Source organism: Pseudarthrobacter sp. S3 (assembly GCF_050156905.1).
Lineage (GTDB): Bacteria > Actinomycetota > Actinomycetes > Actinomycetales > Micrococcaceae > Arthrobacter.
In genome coordinates, this window is sequence record NZ_CP189583.1 from 47359 (window position 1) to 63028 (window position 15670).

General features: G+C 65.1%; 14 protein-coding genes. 10 read left to right on the forward strand and 4 right to left on the reverse strand.

All coding sequences use genetic code 11. From position 1 onward, the window contains the following. Nucleotides 1-11 precede the first annotated feature (11 nt). From ACQCSV_RS00260 to ACQCSV_RS00295, 8 genes are all read left to right on the forward strand, one after another. The gene (locus tag ACQCSV_RS00260) at nucleotides 12-3410 is read left to right on the forward strand and encodes a DEAD/DEAH box helicase family protein (RefSeq protein WP_354162528.1); all 3399 of its coding nucleotides are present in this window, start codon (nucleotides 12-14) and stop codon (nucleotides 3408-3410) included. A 201-nt stretch (nucleotides 3411-3611) separates the two neighbouring features. Next, the gene (locus ACQCSV_RS00265; protein ID WP_354165155.1) at nucleotides 3612-4346 is read left to right on the forward strand and encodes a FadR/GntR family transcriptional regulator; all 735 of its coding nucleotides are present in this window, start codon (nucleotides 3612-3614) and stop codon (nucleotides 4344-4346) included. 29 nt (nucleotides 4347-4375) lie between these two features. Beyond that, nucleotides 4376-5449 carry an asparaginase gene (locus ACQCSV_RS00270; RefSeq protein ID WP_426938983.1) on the forward strand — a complete coding sequence of 358 codons (1074 nt, stop codon included), beginning with the start codon at nucleotides 4376-4378 and terminating at the stop codon, nucleotides 5447-5449. A gap of 7 nt (nucleotides 5450-5456) precedes the next feature. Continuing rightward, complete coding sequence (locus ACQCSV_RS00275) at nucleotides 5457-6881, forward strand: aspartate ammonia-lyase (protein ID WP_354162520.1); 1425 nt, start codon at nucleotides 5457-5459, stop codon at nucleotides 6879-6881. A gap of 23 nt (nucleotides 6882-6904) precedes the next feature. After that, nucleotides 6905-8440, forward strand: a complete 1536-nt coding sequence (locus tag ACQCSV_RS00280) for an amino acid permease (RefSeq protein ID WP_426938984.1) — start codon at nucleotides 6905-6907, stop codon at nucleotides 8438-8440. 190 nt (nucleotides 8441-8630) lie between these two features. Further along, nucleotides 8631-8867 carry an SCO4226 family nickel-binding protein gene (locus ACQCSV_RS00285; RefSeq protein ID WP_354158573.1) on the forward strand — a complete coding sequence of 79 codons (237 nt, stop codon included), beginning with the start codon at nucleotides 8631-8633 and terminating at the stop codon, nucleotides 8865-8867. Nucleotides 8868-8963: 96 nt separating this feature from the next. Continuing rightward, nucleotides 8964-9458 (forward strand): universal stress protein, encoded by a 495-nt coding sequence (locus tag ACQCSV_RS00290; protein ID WP_426938985.1) that lies wholly within the window; start codon nucleotides 8964-8966, stop codon nucleotides 9456-9458. Between the two features lie 134 nt (nucleotides 9459-9592). Next, nucleotides 9593-10909: an ATP-binding protein gene (locus tag ACQCSV_RS00295; protein WP_426938986.1), complete on the forward strand. Its 1317-nt coding sequence runs from the start codon at nucleotides 9593-9595 to the stop codon at nucleotides 10907-10909. Nucleotides 10910-10978: 69 nt separating this feature from the next. On the opposite strand, the gene ACQCSV_RS00300 is transcribed toward ACQCSV_RS00295, so the two are convergent. Next, entirely contained in the window at nucleotides 10979-11590 is a 612-nt protein-coding gene (locus ACQCSV_RS00300) for a bifunctional (p)ppGpp synthetase/guanosine-3',5'-bis(diphosphate) 3'-pyrophosphohydrolase (protein WP_185261923.1), read from the reverse strand. Between the two features lie 9 nt (nucleotides 11591-11599). Continuing rightward, on the reverse strand, nucleotides 11600-12517 hold the full coding sequence (gene gluQRS / locus ACQCSV_RS00305; protein WP_354155700.1) for a tRNA glutamyl-Q(34) synthetase GluQRS: 918 nt from the start codon (nucleotides 12515-12517) through the stop codon (nucleotides 11600-11602). Nucleotides 12518-12843: 326 nt separating this feature from the next. On the opposite strand from gluQRS, the gene ACQCSV_RS00310 reads away from it, so the two are divergent. Next, complete coding sequence (locus ACQCSV_RS00310; RefSeq protein WP_354158373.1) at nucleotides 12844-13302, forward strand: Lrp/AsnC family transcriptional regulator; 459 nt, start codon at nucleotides 12844-12846, stop codon at nucleotides 13300-13302. 176 nt (nucleotides 13303-13478) lie between these two features. Here ACQCSV_RS00310 and ACQCSV_RS00315 read toward each other — a convergent pair whose 3' ends face one another. Further along, the gene (locus tag ACQCSV_RS00315) at nucleotides 13479-13934 is read right to left on the reverse strand and encodes an Lrp/AsnC family transcriptional regulator (RefSeq protein ID WP_282330248.1); all 456 of its coding nucleotides are present in this window, start codon (nucleotides 13932-13934) and stop codon (nucleotides 13479-13481) included. Nucleotides 13935-14039: 105 nt separating this feature from the next. Here ACQCSV_RS00315 and ACQCSV_RS00320 point away from each other — a divergent pair, with 105 nt between their 5' ends. Further along, the gene (locus ACQCSV_RS00320; protein WP_354158375.1) at nucleotides 14040-14693 is read left to right on the forward strand and encodes a LysE family translocator; all 654 of its coding nucleotides are present in this window, start codon (nucleotides 14040-14042) and stop codon (nucleotides 14691-14693) included. Between the two features lie 3 nt (nucleotides 14694-14696). On the opposite strand, the gene ACQCSV_RS00325 is transcribed toward ACQCSV_RS00320, so the two are convergent. Next, nucleotides 14697-15662, reverse strand: a complete 966-nt coding sequence (locus tag ACQCSV_RS00325) for a hypothetical protein (RefSeq protein ID WP_354158376.1) — start codon at nucleotides 15660-15662, stop codon at nucleotides 14697-14699. Nucleotides 15663-15670 lie beyond the last annotated feature (8 nt).

Below are 15670 nucleotides of genomic sequence, written 5' to 3' on the forward strand. Positions count from 1 at the left end.
GAGAAGACTGCATGGGGGCAGGCAACAGCAATTTCGGGTTCATGCTGGCTGATTGGCCGGACCTGGCACAGCATGCCCGGCGCGCCGAACAGTTCGCCCGGCTCGATCCCCGCGCCGCCATGTTCTACGCCCGGTACACCGCCGAACGCCTGGTTGAATGGCTATACATGGTGGAACCGGCGCTTGTCCTTCCCTACAAGGACGATCTCAACGCCCTCTTGAACGAGCCCGCCTTCAAGAAGCTTGTGGGCGGCACCATCGGCAGCAAGCTCACAATTATCCGCAAAGCCGGGAACAACGCGGTCCACAACCCGGTCAACCCCACCATTCAGGGCGCTGAACTGGTCCTGCGGGAACTCCACCACGTCTGCTACTGGCTCGCCCGGAACTATGCGAAAAACGGCAGCCAGCTGCCGCCGTCGTTAGCGTTCGACGCCGGCCACCTCGCCCCGGCGCCCAAGGCGCCTGCCCCGCAGCAGTCACCGGAGCAGCTCCAACAGCTGGAGGCAGAGCTCAAGTCCAAAGACGAGGCCCTCGCACAGGCCGCCGCGGCGAACGAGGACCTCGCGGCCCAGCTCCAGCAACTCCAGGCGGAAATCGCCGAAGCCAAGCAGCAGAACCAGACCGTCCCGGACCACCATGACTACGACGAGGCGCTGACGCGCAGGCACCTCATCGACATGGACCTGAACGAGGCCGGCTGGCCCCTCGCCAACCCGGAGGACCGCGAATTCAAGGTGGACACCATGCCCACCGGCAACGGCACCCTGAGCGGAATCGGTTACGTGGACTACGTCCTCTGGGGCGCTGACGGGTTGCCGCTGGCTGTCCTCGAGGCAAAACGGACCACCAAGGATCCGCATGTTGGGAAGCAGCAGGCAAAGCTCTACGCCGACTGCCTGGAGCGACGCTACGGCCGGCGGCCCATCATCTACTACACCTCCGGCTATGAGACCTGGATCTGGGACGACACCATGTATCCCGAACGCGAACTCCAGGGCTTCCACACCCGCGACCAGCTCCAACTCCTGATCAACCGCAGGCAGACCCGCAAACCGTTGGCCCAGCGGCAGATCGATGACGCCATAGTCGAACGGCCCTACCAGCACAACGCGATCCGCGCCGTCGCCGAAGCCTACGAGACAGACTGCGAACGCAAAGCCCTGGTGGTCATGGCGACAGGCACCGGCAAGACGCGCACCGTTGTCGCCCTCACCAAACTGCTGCAGGAAGCCAACTGGGCCAAGCGCGTCCTGTTCCTGGCGGACCGCGTCGCCCTCGTGAAGCAGGCAGCGAACGCCTTCAAAACGCACCTTCCAGGATCCGGGCCCGTCATCCTCGGTTCGGGCGAGGAAGCCGACAGCCGCATCCACGTGGCCACCTACCCCGCGATGATGAACCTCATCAACCACACCGAGGGAAACCTGGGCCAGCGCAGGTTCGGCGTCGGCCACTATGACCTCATCATCGTGGACGAAGCCCACCGCTCGATCTACCAGAAGTACAAGGCGATCTTTGAGTACTTCGATTCACTGCTGATCGGCCTCACCGCCACCCCGCAGTCCGAGGTGGACCGCAATACCTACAGCCTGTTCGGCATCGAGGATAATGTGCCCACATTCGCCTACGAGCTCAACGAAGCCATCGAGGCCGGTTACCTGGTCCCGCCCAGGGTGGTCCCGGTGCCGCTCAAATTCCCTTACGAAGGCATTGCCTACGACGACCTGCCCGAGCATGAAAAGGAACAGTGGGACGATCTCGACTGGAACGAGGACGGCGAGATCCCGGAGACGGTGGATCCCGCCGTCGTGAATTCCTGGCTCTTCAACACGGACACCGTGGACAAGGCGCTGGAAGTCCTGATGACCCATGGGCACAAGGTTGCCGGCGGGGACCGTCTGGGCAAGACGATCATCTTTGCCAAGAACAACCGGCACGCCGAGTTCATCGAGGAACGTTTCGACAAAAACTACCCTCACCTCAAAGGACACTTCGCCCGGGTGGTTACGTACCAGGTGAACTATGCGCAGACCCTCATCGACGAGTTCTCGCGCCGGGACGGGAACCCGCACATTGCTATCTCGGTGGACATGCTCGATACCGGCATCGACGTCCCGGAAGCTGTGAACCTCGTCTTCTTCAAGATGGTCCGCTCCAAGACCAAGTTCTGGCAGATGGTGGGGCGCGGCACGCGCCTCTGCCCGGACCTCTTCGGCCCCGGCGAAGACAAGAAGGACTTCTTCATCTTCGACCTCTGCCGTAATGCCCAATACTTCAACGCCGGCATGCCCGGAAACGAGGGATCCCTCGGCAAGTCCCTCGCCGAGAGCACCTTTGCCGCACGCGTCCAACTCCTGCGCACGACTGCGGATCTCGCCTGGGATTCCGGCCTTCCGTTTGTTGTGGGGTTGCGGGAGTCCTTGCAGCACACCGTGAGCCGGTTTCCGCTGGACAATTTCCTGGTCAAACCCGCCCGCAAATGGGTAGACCGGTTTGCAGAAGCTACGACCTGGGACTCGCTGGGCGCCGAAGACTTTGACGCGCTCGAAACTGACATCGCCCGGTTGGCCTCCATTGGAGCCCTGCCGGACACGGAGGAAGCCAAGCGCTTCGACTACCTCATCCTGCAGACAGAACTTGCCGCACTTCGGGTCCAGCCTCTTGGCCTGCTGCGGAAGAAGGTACAGGCCGTGGCCGCCGCGCTCCAGGACCAGCCGAATATTCCGGCCATCGCTGCCCAGCTCCCCCTGATCGAGGCAATCCTTGATGATGCCGAATGGGAGTCCGTCTCCGCCGAATGGTTGGAGGAGATCCGGCTGAGACTTCGCGAACTGGTACACCTCATCGAGAAGCGCAAGCGCAACGTGGTCTACACGAATTTCCAGGACGAACTCGGGGAGCTTGAAGAGATCGAACTGGGCGGGGCATCCAATGGCCACGTTGACCTGGTCCGGTATCGCGAAAAGATCCGCCTCTACCTCGCTGAGCATCAGGACCATGCGACCATCCAGCGCCTGCGCCGGAACAAGCAGCTCACTGCCCTGGACCTCTCAGAGCTGGAACGCATCCTGCTGGAAAGTGGCCTCGGCTCCCGGGAAGATCTGGACCGGGCCGCCACCGAAGGACTGGGCGTTTACGTAAGGTCTCTCGTCGGCCTGGATCGCGAGGCTGTCGAGGAAGCCCTTGCGGATTTTGTCACCGGAACAACGCTCACTTCGCAGCAACTGGACTTCCTTCAGGTCCTGACGGCGCATCTTGTGGAAAATGGCAAGGTGGCTCCGGCCGCCCTGTTCGATTCCCCCTACAACGAGCTGGCACCGTCCGGCCCGGACATGCTCTTCGGCGACGACAGCGTGGTGAAGCTGTTCGGCATCCTGCGGACAATCGAGAACCGAGCCAAGGTGGGCTGACCCGCCCGCTTCCGCTGCGCGGCCCGTCTACAGCAGGCTGTCCAGCGTCACGAAGCTGTAGCCCGCCGCGCGGATACTAGCGCCCTGAAGAATGGGCAAAAGACCCCGGATGGGCGGACGCACGCTCTCAGCCATAGCTCGCGGGGACACCCGGAGAACCCAACAATTGACACCGCCTGTGACCCGTGACATATTTTAAGTGTGAACCTGTCAGACAGCCCGACAGCAGGACAGCCTGCACCTCCGGCCAGCGCATCGCTCCCCGGAGCCAAGCCGCTCGCCCGGCTCAGCGCTGCCGAGGCGGTCTTTAACGCCGTTCGCTCCGACATCGAGTCCGGCAATGCAGCCGTGGGCGCCAAGCTCAGCTCCGAGGCTTCCCTCGCACAGCAATACGGGGTCAGCCGTTCGGTGATCCGGGAAGCCCTCCGGTCCTGTACTGCCCTGGGGCTCACCGTAACCAAGACGGGCAAAGGTACATTCGTCGTGGCCGACAAGGTCGCCAGCGACCTCACGCTCGGACACTACTCCGCCCGTGACCTCACCGAGGCCCGCCCCCATATCGAAGTTCCCGCAGCCGGCCTCGCCGCCCAGCGCCGGACCGGTGAAGAACTGGAGACGCTGCGCCACATCGTCGCAGCCATGAGCACGGAAACGGACCCTGAATCCTGGGTTGCCCTGGACTCCAGTTTCCATGCCCTCATTGCGCGTGCCAGCGGCAACAGAGTGTTCGCCAGCGTCGTCGGAGAGATCCGCGGCGCTTTGGCCCACCAGTCCGAAACCCTCAACTTGGTGGCCGACCGGCAACATGCCTCAGATGCCGAACACAAAGAGATACTGGCAGCCATCGAGGCAGGCTCCGCGGACGGCGCCAGCCAGGCCATGGCAGCGCACCTGCATGCCGTGGGTGCCGCGCTCGATTCCATCCTGAACAAATAGCTCCGCCCAAGTTACCCGCCAAGGAACCCATGCTCTCACCTGCGCTTTCTGACGCCCACACTGCTGCACTGCTCCCGCAGCACTCCCCGCTAGTGGTGGCCACCCGTGACGGACTGGTGGAAAGCGTCCACTACGGTTCCGCCATCGCCACCGCACCTGATGGCTCAATCCTGGCGGCGGCAGGCGACCCCCTGGTCCCGTTTTACCCGCGCTCCGCGCTCAAGCCGCTGCAGGCGGTGGCCATGGTCCGTGCGGGCCTGGAGCTCCCGGCCGACCTCCTGGCCCTGACCGCGGCGAGCCACTCAGGCGGTGCCAAACACCGCTGCGGCACCCAGCGGATTCTCTCCTTGTACGGGCTTGCCGTAAGCGACCTCGAGAACAGCACCGACCTGCCCTATGGCGCCAGCGAGCGCGAGGACTGGCTGCGCAACGGCTTCCTTGCCACGCGCCTGACCCAGAATTGCTCCGGCAAGCACGCTGCGATGGCTGCCACATGCGTCATCAACGGCTGGCCCGTCAAGGGTTATCTCAACCCGGCCCACCCGCTGCAGCAGCTGATCGCTGCCACCGTCACCGAACTGACCGGCGAGACGCCCTTGGCCCGCAGTACGGACGGCTGTGGGACGCCGCTCTTCGCGCTCACCCTCCGCGGCATGGCCCGCGCTTTCGGCACCATCGCGGCCGCCGCAGCGCTTGCCGCAGTCAGCACTTCCGACGACAGCGGGACCGCCCCGCTGCCTGCGGAAGCCGCCGTCGGACTCGCCATGCGGCAACACCCTGACATGGTGGCGGGCGAGCGCCGGGACGTCACGGAGCTGATGCGGCTACTCCCGGGGGCGGTGGCGAAGGACGGCTTTGAAGGTGTGCAGCTGGTAGGCCTGCCGGATGGCCGCGCAGTTGCTGTCAAGATTTCCGACGGCGGCGACCGCGCCCGGATGCCGGCCACCGTCCATGTGCTTGCATCCCTCGGCGTAAACACCGCACCGCTCGCCGGCATCGGCACCGCCCCTGTCCTGGGTGGCGGCCACCAGGTGGGCCTGCTGCAGCCGACGGACTTCCTGCCTGCACTAACCCTGTCCACGCCCGCCAACGAAGCCCTGTGAGGACCCCATGACCAACTTGAGTACCTTGGATGCCGTCCCCGAAACCCGGTCCGAGCACGACCTGCTGGGTGACCGCGACGTCCCCGGCAACGCCTACTGGGGCGTCCACACACTCCGCGCCGTGGAAAACTTCCCCATCACCGGGCAGCCGCTGTCCTCCAACATGCACCTGGTGCGGGGACTGGCCGCCGTGAAGCTTGCCGCCGCCCGCACCAACCGCGAACTGGGACTGCTGGACGCCGAACGCGGCCAGGCGATCGAGCAGGCGTGCGCTGACGTGATGAACGGCCGGCTCAGCGACCAGTTTGTGGTGGACGTCATCCAGGGCGGCGCCGGGACGTCGTCGAACATGAACGCGAACGAGGTCATCGCGAACCGCGCCCTGGAAATCCTGGGCCACCCCAAAGGCGACTACGCCCGGCTACACCCCAACGATCACGTAAACCTCAGCCAGTCCACTAACGACGTCTACCCCACCGCCGTGAAACTGGGCACCATTTTCGCCGGTCGGGAACTGTTGGACGCACTGGCCGAACTCGAAGAGGCTTTCGCCGCCAAGGCACTCGAATTCCGTACCGTGGTGAAGATGGGCCGGACGCAATTGCAGGACGCCGTCCCCATGACGCTGGGCCAGGAGTTCGGCACCTATGCCATCACCATCGGCGAGGATCGGCTGCGCCTGGCCGAGGCGGAACTGCTCATCCACGAAATCAACCTCGGCGCCACAGCAATCGGCACCGGACTGAACGCCCCTGCCGGTTACACCGAGGCCGCCTGCCGGCACTTGGCCGAGGTCACCGGGCTCCCCCTGGTCACCGCCGTCGACCTCATCGAAGCTACGCAGGATGTGGGCGCCTTTGTGCACCTGTCCGGCGTGCTCAAGCGCGTGGCCGTGAAGCTCTCCAAGATCTGCAACGACCTCCGCCTGCTCTCCTCCGGCCCGCGCGCCGGCTTTGGCGAGATCAACCTGCCGGCCGTCCAGTCCGGCTCGTCCATCATGCCCGGCAAGATCAACCCGGTGATCCCGGAAGTGGTCAGCCAGGTGGCATACGAAGTCATCGGCAACGACGTCACCATCACCATGGCCGCCGAAGCCGGGCAGCTCCAGCTCAACGCTTTCGAACCCATCATTGTCCACAGCCTCCACAAGAGCATCTCCCACCTGGAGGCAGCCTGCCGCACCCTCACGGCACGCTGCGTCCGGGGCATCACCGCAAACACCGAGCACCTGCGGCTCACCGTGGAACAGTCAATCGGCCTGGTCACCGCGCTTAACCCCCACCTTGGCTACGCCACGGCAACCGCCATCGCCCAGGAAGCCCTTGCCACCGGCAAGGGCGTTGCAGAGCTCGTTCTGGAACACGGGCTGCTCACCGCCGAGCAGCTCACGGACCTCCTCAGCCCGCAACGCCTGGCCAACCTCAGCAAGTAACCCACCCCCAAAAAGGACACCGCATGACAACTCCCCAACAGGACACCGCCCAAAGGCAGGTCATCACGGACCACACGGTCCCGCCCCAGGCGCACGCCACCGAATCGGCGCTGCACGCGGAGGACAAGGGTTACCACAAGAACCTCAAACCGCGGCAGATCCAGATGATCGCCATCGGCGGCGCGATCGGCACCGGCCTGTTCCTCGGCGCCGGCGGCAGGCTCAACGCCGCCGGCCCGTCGCTGGTCATCGCCTACGCCGTCTGCGGCTTCTTCGCGTTCCTCATCCTGCGCGCCCTCGGCGAACTGGTCCTGCACCGCCCCTCCTCGGGCTCGTTTGTCTCCTACGCCCGGGAATTCTTCGGCGAGAAGGCCGCGTTCGTTTCCGGCTGGTTCTACTGGATCAACTGGGCCACCACCACCATCGTGGACATCACCGCCGCCGCGCTCTACATGAACTTCTTCGGCCACTACATCCCCTGGATGGCCGAGGTCCCGCAGTGGGCCTGGGCCCTGATCGCCCTCGTAGTGGTCCTCGCCCTGAACCTCGTCTCCGTCAAGGTGTTCGGTGAGCTCGAGTTCTGGTTCGCCCTGATCAAGGTCGCCGCCCTGGTGGTCTTCCTCGTGGTGGGCACCTACTTCGTCATCTTCGGCACGCCCGTGGACGGCCAGCCGGTGGGCCTGAGCCTGCTCTCGGACAACGGCGGCGTCTTCCCCAACGGACTGCTCCCCATGATCATCCTGATGCAGGGCGTCCTGTTCGCCTACGCCTCCATCGAGCTCGTGGGCACCGCCGCCGGCGAGACCGAGAACCCCGAAAAGATCATGCCCAAGGCCATCAACTCCGTGGTCTTCCGGATCGCCGTCTTCTACGTCGGCTCCGTCATCCTGCTCGCCCTCCTGCTGCCCTACACCTCCTACGAAAAGGGCGTCAGCCCGTTCGTGACGTTCTTCGGCTCCATCGGCATCCAAGGCGTGGACGTCATCATGAACCTGGTGGTCCTCACCGCCGCGCTCTCCTCGCTCAACGCCGGCCTATATTCCACCGGCCGCATCCTCCGCTCCATGTCCGTGAACGGCTCCGCCCCAAAGTTCGCAGGCCGGATGAACAAAGCCGGCGTCCCCTACGGCGGCATCGCCATCACCGCCGGCGTGTCCCTCCTAGGCGTCCCGCTGAACTACCTGGTGCCAGCGGAGGCCTTCGAGATCGTGCTGAACGTCGCATCCGTGGGCATCGTCATGACCTGGGCAACCATCGTGCTCTGCCAAATCCAGCTACAACGCTGGGCGAACAAAGGCTGGCTCACACGCCCGTCCTTCCGGATGTTCGGCGCCCCCTACACCGGCTACCTTTCACTGCTGTTCCTGGCGAGCGTGCTGATCATGGTGTTCATCGAATCCCCGCTCACCATGCTCGTCACGGCCATCGCCTGCGTGCTGATGATATTCGGCTGGTACGCCTGCCGGCAACGAATCCGCGAGATCGCCGAAACCCGCGACGGATTCACAGGCACAGCCCCCGTCATCGCCAACCCACCCGCGGAGACCTTCAAGAAGTAGCGCCCTGCCGGCCAGCTGGCCGTGACGCCCGACGGCGGCACCCGGGTTCTGTAGACACGGAACCCAGGTGCCGCCGTCGTCACTTCCCTTGTTCTCTTGACGAACGGGCAGGTCAGGTCTAGCGTCGGCAACATCCTGCTGTATCAACGGCGAACCCAGTTTAGGGAGCATCAGTTTCATGCCGGAATTCATGGATGTTCATCGCAATATGACCGGAATCACCCAGGAAGCCCTTCGCGAGGCCCATAACGCCGATCTTGCCATCCAGAGCGACGAGAAGGTTGACTTCAAATCCGCTTGGGCCGATCCCGAGTCGGGCCTGGTTTACTGCCTGTCCGAGGCTCCCTCAGCGGACGCTGTACGGCGAATCCATGAGCGCGCAGGCCACCCCGCCGACGAGGTACACCCCGTTCCGATCAAGGTCTGACCAGCCAGCAGAGTTCGACGGCGGTAGGCCCGGTTCCACTCACCCGCAACCCGCTGTTCCGCCGTCGTCGGTTTCCACTCTCCAAGGAGGACCGTGATGGACACTTCGGAAGCCAAAATTGTTGTCGGGGTGGACGGCTCCGATTCCTCGGTGCAGGCGCTGCGTTTCGCGGCACGGCTGGCGCCTGCTCTCGACGCCCGGATCCACGCGGTGGCCTGCTGGGACTTTCCGCAGATTTACGCCGGCTACGTTCCGCCGGACTTTGATGCCTTCGAAGCGGCCGCTGCCAAGACCCTGGCCGAGGCGCTTGGCAAAGCATTCGGACCGGACCTTCCTGTGAACGTCAGCCAGGAGCTGATCCGCGGCCCGGCGCCGGCCAAACTGGTCGAAGCAGGAGCCGGCGCCGCGATTCTTGTGGTCGGCCGCCGCGGGCACGGCGGTTTCCGGGGCATGCACCTGGGGTCTGTGAGCTCAGCGTGCGTTTCACATGCTGACTGCCCGGTCCTTGTGGTGCACACGGATGGCAGCCACGGCACTCACCATCTCTGGAAGGGTCTCAAAGCCAAGAGCCAGGACACGGCCAAGCCGTAGCTCCCGAACCTGCAATCGCGTAACGCAACGCACCCGCAACCCCCCGCGGGTGCGCGATCACCTATGCTCAGCAGAGCACCTCACGGCGCGATTCAACTGTGCAGTTCAACGACGAACCACCCGGGAGACATGGCATGACCAATTGGCGCATCAGGGACTTCCATTCAGCAGACCTGGACGGGATCCTTCACCTCTGGGAGTCGCTCAAAGACTCAGATGTGGAACCCGTCTACGCCCTCTCCGAGGTGCTGGCATCCTGCGAGAAGGACCACGCGGTGGTCGCCGTGCAGGGTGAACAGGTGGTGGGCGCCGCTGTCGGACGCGCCGCGCATGACCAGGGCTGGATCGTCTTCCTGGCCACGCTGCCGGAATGCCGCGGGCGCGGGATCGGCACCTCGCTGCTCGCCGCCGTCGAAAACCGGATGGCCCCGCACGGCCTCAACAAGCTCTCCGCGCTGATGCCGGAAGCGGAAACCCGTGTGGAGGCCTTCCTCAGCCGCGGCTTCGCGCTCAAGAAGAACCTGCGCTATTTCGAGCGGACCATCCCCGTCCAGCGGCAGGAGCTGGGGGCGCTGGGCCAGCTGGGCGGCCGGATCCTGGCCCGGGACCTGTGGGAAAACGTGGCCGGCATGCGGAAGGAAAAGGAGCTCCTGGAGCGCCGGCTCGTCCTGCCCCTCGCGGAGGCCGACCTCGCCGATGAATACGGTGTGGTGCCGCCGCGCGCCGTGGTGCTGTTCGGCCCTCCCGGGACCGGTAAAACCACGTTTGCGAAGGCCATCGCGTCCCGGCTCGAATGGCCGTTCGTGGAGGTTTTCCCGTCCCGGCTGGCCTCCGATCCCAAGGGCCTCGCCGGGGCACTGCGCGAAACGTTCCTCGAGATCGCGGAGCTGGAGCACTGCGTGGTGTTCATCGACGAGGTGGAAGAGATCGCGTCCCAGCGTTCGGGCGAGCCGCCGTCGCCCCTGCAGGGCGTCACGAACGAGCTCCTGAAGATTATCCCGGCGTTCCGCGAACAGCCCGGCCGCCTGCTGGTGTGCGCCACCAATTTCATCCGCGCGCTGGACACCGCCTTCCTGCGCCACGGCCGGTTCGACTACGTCATCCCCATCGGCCTGCCCGACCGCCAGGCCCGCGAAGCCATGTGGCAGCGCTTCATCCCGGCCACCGTTGTGGACGATGTGGACGTGGAGCTGCTGGTGGAACGGACCGAGGGCTTCTCCCCCGCGGATATTGAGTACGCCGCCCGTAGCGCCTCCCAGCGCGCACTGGAAAAGGCAGTGTACGACGACGGCGGCGCGGCCTCCGGGGGCAGTGTTTCAGTCCGCGAGGCGGTCCGGAAGGGGCCCTGCACGGAGGACTACCTCGACGCGATCGGCGATACCCGGACCACCGTGAGCCAGGAAGTCCACGAACTGTTCCTTGAGGACATCGACTCGCTGGGTCGGGTCTAAGCTAGGCAACGCGGGGTCAGGTACGGCCCATGTTGGGCCTTGGCATGGGCGCAAAGTGACCCCGCGTTGCTAGGGAGCGTCGTCGTACGTCAGGTTCTCGTAATCCGTGTCGTCTTCGTCATCGAGCCTGTCGTCCAACTCCTTCAGCAGCCAGGGATTAACCCGGGCAAGGATCTTCCGGACTTCCTCGACGTCGACGGCGGCATACAGCACCGGACGGGCGTCCCGGTACTTAGTGACGGGCGGCTTGTCCGGCCACTTCGCGGCGAGGGCCCTGACGCGTTCGGGCAGGGAATTGTGGGCGTTGTCCGCGATCTTCACCAGGGCCGCGTCGTGGTCCTCGGCAATGAAATGCATCCCGGCCTGATAGTCATCGGGATTATCATGCAGCCGGTTGGTGACCCGCTCGATGATGTCCGCTGCCCGCTCGGAAACGCCCATGTCCAGCAGCGCTTGCCGTGTGATGGGGGTGTCCTCGGCAATGTCATGAAGGTAACCGGCAATCCGGATATCGTCGTCGAAGTCAGCCAGCGCATCACCTACCGCAATCACATGGTCACGGTAAGGGCGCTTGAGCTTGTCCTTCTGCCGGTTGTGGGCCACCTCGGCCAGGACCTTCGCGGTCTCGACAGTGAATCCCGGTTGAGGGAGTTTGGCTTCAGTGAATTCGGGTTCCGACATGGCTTAAGCCTACGCGCCGGGCTGCAGGTGTCTGTTCGCAGGCCTAGAGGGGCCGCTCCACACCCACGGTTCCCGCGGCAGCCCTGACGGCCTGAACGTTGCGAGGGCTTGCTCCAGCGTCCCGGAAGCAAGTCCCAGGGACTGCAGGATGAGGTTCCGCACGTCGGCGGCGGAAACGCCCGCGCGGGAGAGGTCGCCCAGTGTCACGGCGCCATCGCGCTTGGCCAGCCGGGCGCCGTCGGAATTCACCACCATCGGCACGTGCGCATATTCCGGAATAGGAATATTCAGCAGCAGTGCTAGATACGCCTGCCTGGGCGTGGACGGCAGCAGGTCATCGCCCCGCACCACCTGGTCGATACCCTGCGCGGCGTCGTCCACCACGACAGCCAGGTTGTAGGCGGTAACACCGTCGTTGCGGCGGAGGACAAAATCATCCACCACGCCGGTGAACTCCCCATGCAGCAGATCCTGCACGGGGTACTCCGTTGTTCCGGCGCGAAGCCGGATGGCGGCCGGCCGCGTGGAGCGTTTGAACTCCAGCTCAGCAGGATCGAGGTCACGGCAGGTGCCCGGATAGGCGCCCTGCGGCGCGTGCGGCGCTGACGGCGCCTCCTGGATTTCACGGCGCGTGCAGAAGCATTCATAGGTGAGCCCTGCAGCAGTCAGCCGCCCGATCGCCTCGGCGTAGATGGCAGCCCGGTCCGCCTGGCGCACGACGGCGCCGTCCCACGTCACGCCCACGGCCTCCAGGTCGCGGAGCTGCACTGCCTCCGCGCCCGCCCGCGCCCGGTCAAGGTCCTCGACGCGAAGCAGGAAGTCGCGGCCAGTGGACCGGGCAAACAACCAGGCGAGCATCGCGGTGCGGAGGTTCCCTACATGGAGTTCACCGGACGGGCTGGGGGCAAAGCGGCCGGCTGGGGTCATGTGTCAACCCTAGTCCGGACAGCACAAGAGCCCCTCAGCTACCGATGACTTCGCAGGATCCGACGTCGGTGGCTCAGGGGCTCTTGCCGTGTGTGCAGAATGACCGTGGTGTGAACAAGTGTCAATCAGCGGCGTCCTCCTTGCGGGAGGCGGTGTCCAGTTGCCGGGTGGTGTGCCGGTGTTCCTGTAGCCTGCGGGGTTCGGCGGTAGCCTTAGCCCTTGTTGCCACAATTTGAGCAGCCGACATACAGTTGGCGCAAGAGGCATGCATTTTGTTGGTCAGTCTGACTAATAGCAGCCACAAACCCCGACAGGAACTGATCAGTTTGCAGCAATTGGACGCCACGGACAAACGCATCCTCCATGGCCTGGACGAGGACCCCCGCGTCCCCATCATGGCGCTGGCCCAGCGGCTGGGCCTGGCGCGCGGAACCGTCCAGTCGCGCCTGGAGCGGATGACGGCGTCGGGCGCCCTTCGTCCCAACAGCAGCCGCGTGCTCCCCTCCGCCTTGGGCCGGGGTGTGGCGGCGGCCGTCAGCGCCGAACTGGACCAGAGCCACCTCAACGAAGCGATCGCTGCGCTCCGCAAAATCCCCGAAGTCCTGGAATGCCATGCGCCTGCCGGCGATACCGACCTGCTGATCCGCGTAGTGGCCACCAGCCCGGACGACCTCTACCGTGTGTCCGAGGAGATCCGGCTCTGCCCCGGAATCGTCCGCACCTCCACCAGCATGTTCCTGCGCGAAGTCATCCCGTACCGGACCACCGGGCTGCTGCAGGACTGAATTCCGTCATTCCGGGCCCGCACTCAACCCCGCACGGGGAGCTCTCCCCATCGCCCGCGAGGACGCATCGCAGCTAGGCTGGCACGGGAATCCATCCAGGGAGAGACAGGGCGGGGAACTTTTATGGCGGCGGCATAGGCAGGATGGCGTGGGGCGGCAGGCGCGATGAGCGCGAGCTACACCGGCGGCCCTGCATTGGACTTCAGGTTCTTCATCACCAGCGTGGAGGTCAGTCGCTCAACCCCGGGCAGTGACGTGAGCTCGGCGTCGTAGAAGCGCTGGTAGCCGGGCAGGTCCTCGGCGATGACCTTCAGTAGGTAGTCCGGGGAGCCGAAGAGCCGCTGCGCCTCCACGATGTTCGGATTGTCCGCCACTCGGTTCTCAAAGATCTCCATGGTGGAACGGTCCACCTGGCGCAAAGTGACAAACACAATGGCCTCGAAACCCAGCCCGACGGCAGCTGGGTCGATGTCCGCTTTGTAGCCGCGGATCACCCCCGACGTCTCGAGGTCCCGTAGCCTCCGGTGGCACGGCGCCACCGTGAGCCCGACCTTCGCGGCCAGTGCCGTGGCAGTTATCCGGCCATCCTCCTTGAGGTGGCGCAAGATATTTCTATCGATATGGTCAATCACGCAAATATCTTACCAATTCCGGCTCGATTCGGGCGAAAAGGGTAAGCACTTATGGCCGGAAACTTCATAAGGTTTGTCCTGTACCTAATCGGACAGGAGCCCGCCATGAATGCCCAGTTGTTTTTCGCCTTCGTACTGGTGGCGATCGCCCTCGCCTGTACCCCCGGCGTGGACTGGGCGTACTCCATCACGGCCGGTCTGCGGCAGCGCAGCTTTGTCCCTGCCGTGGCCGGACTTTGCGGCGGCTACGTCCTGCATACGCTGCTGATGGTGGCAGGTCTCGCGGCCCTGCTGTCCGGCCTGCCGGGCGTTCTGGGCTGGCTTACGGTGGCCGGCGCGTGCTACCTGCTGTGGCTGGGCATCAGCACCCTTCGCTCCTGGCGAGGCGCCTCCTTCAGTGCAGCAGACGCCGCCGGGAAGCCCGCCAACCAACTGCGCACTTTCCTTCAGGGCATGGGCACCAGCGGCATCAACCCCAAGGGGCTGCTGTTCTATGTGGCGTTGGTGCCGCAGTTCGTCAGCCCGGAGGCCTCTCTCCCGGTCCCTGTCCAGTCCGGCCTGCTGGGCCTGACCTTTGTCCTGCTGGCCGGAACCGTCTACACCTTTGTGGCGCTGTTGGCCCGCAAACTCCTGCAGTCCCGGCCCGGCGCCGCGCGGACAGTCACTCTTGCCAGCGGTATCATCATGGTTGCCCTGGGGGTCGTGCTCCTCTCAGAGCAGCTGGTTCCCCTGGTTGCCGGGCTCACCGCTCAGGCGTAACGCCTATTTCCCGTCCAGGTTGTCCCATTCCTGCTCCCACAACCGGCGCTCGTCAACGTCCTTGCGGATGACTTCGAACGTCTCCAGCGCTGCTGGCCGGCCGCGGAGCCAGTCCCGCGGATTGAGTGACTTGCGGCCGTTGTCCAGCACCAGCAGGGCGCGGTCGGTGAGGGCGTCGTTGCGGAGCACCGCGTCCGTTTTCCGGCGACGAAGGACCTCCTTCAGGGCGTCGTGCGCTTCCGCGTTGGCGCCGAGCCGCCGCAACGCGCGCCCGCGGAGCAACAGGAGGGCCGCCGAAAGGTCGTCGGAGTTCAGCAGGCCCTCGGTCCAGATCACCACTTCCTTGTCGCGTCCCAGCGCGAACGCCAGCGCGCAGCGCGCCAGCGCTGTAGGCAACGACGGCGGTAGCCCGGCCACCGTCTGCAGCGCGGCTTCCAGCTGCCCGGTCTCCCGCAGGGAGTGCGACAGGGCCAGGAAGACCGATTCCTGGCTGAACAGCACGGGGACCTCGATGCGCTCGGCAACCTCCACCCGGGTGACCACCCGCGTGAGGTACGTGGCCGCGTACTGGTTGGCGTCGTCGTCGTTCCTGATCGACAGGCCCCGCTGGAGGAGTTCGGACCCGCGCAGGTAGCCGCCGTGCTGGTACGCCAGGAGGCCAGCCATCACGGAACATAGTCCGGCCCAGCCCGGATACGCACGGCCCACGGCGATGAGCCGCTCTGGTTCCTTACTGCTGAAGATGGCATCGTGCACGGCCTTGGCCGCTTTTCCGGGCATCAGCTTGAGCCTGGGGACCTCGCCGTCCACGGCGATCAGCGCGGCGTCCCGGCCGCCCAGCACACCGTGGATCAGCCCGCCCACGCTGCCGGCGAGCTCCCGGACGGGGGTCTGCATGTGGGCACTCCCGAACGGCGTCAGGTCACGGGCGTCCCGGTAGATCGGTCCTCTGGAATCCCCCGCGGTCATCTCTCCAT